General features: G+C 61.2%; 4 protein-coding genes. All 4 read left to right on the top strand.

Annotated features, from left to right (window positions below; translation table 11 throughout):
- Nucleotides 1–740, top strand: a 740-nt coding sequence (gene ubiE / locus QWB57_RS03355) for a bifunctional demethylmenaquinone methyltransferase/2-methoxy-6-polyprenyl-1,4-benzoquinol methylase UbiE (RefSeq protein ID WP_288968328.1), incomplete at its 5' end; no start/stop codon positions are given.
- Nucleotides 741–743: 3 nt separating this feature from the next.
- On the top strand, nt 744–926 hold the full coding sequence (locus tag QWB57_RS03350; protein WP_223629637.1) for a hypothetical protein: 183 nt from the start codon (nt 744–746) through the stop codon (nt 924–926).
- Nucleotides 926–1,630 carry a uracil-DNA glycosylase gene (gene ung, locus QWB57_RS03345; RefSeq protein ID WP_288968326.1) on the top strand — a complete coding sequence of 235 codons (705 nt, stop codon included), beginning with the start codon at nt 926–928 and terminating at the stop codon, nt 1,628–1,630. The genes QWB57_RS03350 and ung overlap by 1 nt, the downstream gene beginning before the upstream one ends.
- A gap of 124 nt (nt 1,631–1,754) precedes the next feature.
- A partial coding sequence (gene rpoH, locus QWB57_RS03340; RefSeq protein WP_223629635.1) for an RNA polymerase sigma factor RpoH occupies nt 1,755–2,632 on the top strand: 878 nt, incomplete at its 3' end.

Here is a 2,632-nt window from a genome sequence, read left to right as displayed (position 1 = left end):
CCGACACCACCCACTTCGGCTTTCGCGATGTGCCGGTGGCCGAAAAACAAAAATTGGTGGCCGAGGTGTTTTCCTCGGTGGCCGGCAACTACGACTTGATGAACGATGCCATGAGTCTGGGCATCCATCGTGTGTGGAAGCGCTTCTTCGTGGCCACCTGCCAAGTGCGCAGAGGCGCACGGGTGCTGGACCTGGCCGGCGGCACCGGCGACATCGCTGCACTGCTGAAAGACCGTGTGGGCGATACCGGCGAGCTGGTATTGGGCGATATCAACGGTGACATGCTGCGCGTGGGCCGCGACCGCATGACCAACCGCGGCAATGTGCGCGGGTTTGACTATGTGCAGTGCAACGCGCAGAGCCTGCCGTTTCCGGATGCCAGTTTCGACTTGGTGACGATGGCGTTTGGCCTGCGCAACGTCACCGACAAGGACGCCGCGCTGCGCGAAATCCAGCGCGTGCTGAAAGTGGGCGGGCAGGCGCGGGTGCTGGAGTTTTCGGAGGTGCAGGCGCAGTGGTTCAAGCCAATCTACGACTTCCATTCGTTTCATGTGCTGCCCAAGCTGGGCAAGCTGTTTGCCGGTGATGCCGACAGCTATCAATATCTGGCCGAATCCATCCGCAAGCATCCGCCGCAAGCAGAATTGCAAGCGATGATGGAAGCCGCCGGCCTTGCGCGCTGCAGTTATCGCAACCTGAGCGCTGGCATCGTGGCCATTCATACCGGCTACAAGGTGTAAGCGATGGGCGAGCTGAAAAGTTTCCGCGAAAGCCGCTGGCGCTATTCGCAATTTGTCATCCTGGGTCTGATCGCAGCAGGTCTGGCGTATTGGCTTAGCCCGCTGGGTGGGTTGCTGTCGCTGGGCATCGGCGGCGCAGTCGGCATCGGGTATCTGCTGCTGGAAAAAAAACGCGGCGTGATCTGATGGCCGCGTTGCAATTGGAGCCCAGCTGGAAGGCGCGCATCGGTGACTGGTTTGCGCGCGAGGACATGCAGCAGCTCGCCCATTTCCTGCGTCAGCGCAAAGCGGCCGGAGCCACGGTGTATCCGCCCGGGCGCGACATCTTTGCCGCTTTCAATGCCACTCCGTTCGATGCGGTGAAGCTGGTCATCCTTGGGCAAGACCCTTATCACGGGCCGGGCCAGGCGCATGGGCTGTGCTTCTCGGTGCTGCCGGGGGTGCCGGTGCCGCCGTCACTGCTCAATATTTACAAGGAATTGGAGGCCAGCACCGGCTTCACCCGCCCCGATCACGGTTATCTGCTGCCGTGGGCACAGCAAGGCGTCTTGCTGCTCAATGCGGTGCTCACCGTGGAAGACGGCAAGCCCGGCAGCCATCAGGGCAAGGGTTGGGAAGGCTTCACCGACCATGTCATCGATGTGCTGAACCGTGAGCGCGACGGGCTGGTGTTTTTACTGTGGGGCAGCTACGCACAAAAGAAGGGCGCAGTGATCGACCCGCGCCGCCATCGCGTACTGAAAGCACCACACCCTTCGCCGCTATCGGCACATCGCGGGTTTCTGGGCTGCGGGCATTTTTCATCAACGAATCAATACCTTGCCCGGAATGGCCAATCCCCTATCGAATGGGCATTGCCGCCACTGGCGAACCTCGCTGCAGGCTTGTAATCGGCCTGGGCGGCCGCATATCAACTCACTGTGTCGGAAGCACCCGCATCATTCCATGAATGGAACGCAAGGGAACTCTTCAAGCAGTTAGCAGTCAAAGATGGCGACTGCTAGAATCCAAGGCATGAGGGACACCACCATGACATCCACCGCACTTGTTGCCAACAACCTGCCGATCCCCAGCGCGATCGGCTCGCTGGAAGCCTACATCAGCGGCGTGCACGAAATTCCGGTGCTCACCGCCGAAGACGAACATGCCTTGGCCGTGCGCCTGCGCGACCACAATGACATTGGCGCTGCGCAAGATTTGATCCTCTCGCACCTGCGCTTCGTGGTGCACGTGGCGCGCGGCTACAGCGGCTACGGCTTGCAGTTGGGCGACCTGATCCAGGAAGGCAATATCGGCCTGATGAAAGCAGTCAAACGCTTCGACCCGGCCGTGGGCGTGCGTTTGGTCAGCTTTGCGGTGCATTGGATTCGTGCCGAGATGCACGACTACATCATCAAGAACTGGCGGATCGTGAAAGTCGCCACCACCAAGGCGCAACGCAAGTTGTTCTTCAACCTGCGCAAGTCAAAAAAGCGCTTGGGCTGGCTCAATGCCGCCGAAGTCAGCGCCGTGGCCAAGGACTTGAACGTGTCCGAGCGCGAAGTGCTGGAGATGGAAGCGCGCCTGTCTGGCCGCGACATCGGCTTTGACGCCCCCGATGATGCCGACGACGACCACGCCCCGCCCGCCCCGGCCAATTACTTGGTTGCACACGACGCCGACCCCGCCAGCGTTTACGAATCGGCCGACAGCGAAGCCGACCAACTGGACGTGCTGCGCGAGGGCATGGCCAAACTCGACGCCCGCAGCCGCGACATCATCAAGCGCCGCTGGCTGGACGCCGACAGCAAGGTGACCCTGCAGGAATTGGCCGACGAATACGGCGTCTCCGCCGAACGCATCCGCCAGATCGAGGCCAATGCGCTGAAGAAGATGAAGGCGCTGTTCGCGGC

This window comes from uncultured Thermomonas sp. (genome assembly GCF_937872235.1).
Lineage (GTDB): Bacteria > Pseudomonadota > Gammaproteobacteria > Xanthomonadales > Xanthomonadaceae > Thermomonas > Thermomonas beijingensis.
Note: the sequence above shows the minus strand (reverse complement) of the source record. Positions and strands in the feature narration are given on the sequence as shown.